Raw genomic sequence first — 254 nt, forward strand, 5'->3', positions numbered from 1 at the left:
CGCAGACTGGGATAGGCTGGAAAACGCGCTCTCAGCCTCTCTGGAAGCGCAGGGATTACAATGGTCGGTAAATCCCGGTGAAGGTGCCTTCTATGGCCCTAAACTGGAGTTTGTGTTACGCGACGCGATTGGTCGTGACTGGCAGTGCGGAACGCTACAGGTGGATATGAATCTGCCTGAGCGATTTGATATTGGCTATATTGCCGAGGATGGCTCGACAAAACGCCCGGTGATGTTGCACAGGGCGCTCTTCG

1 protein-coding gene is annotated in these 254 nt (G+C 54.7%); it reads left to right on the forward strand.

Annotation, left to right across the window (positions count from 1 at the left end):
* Positions 1-254, forward strand: a 254-nt coding sequence (locus ACODJP_RS14300; RefSeq protein WP_422482638.1) for an aminoacyl--tRNA ligase-related protein, incomplete at both ends; no start/stop codon positions are given.

It is taken from the genome of Pleomorphochaeta sp. DL1XJH-081 (assembly GCF_049310885.1).
Taxonomy (GTDB): Bacteria; Spirochaetota; Spirochaetia; order Sphaerochaetales; family Sphaerochaetaceae; genus CAYZJV01.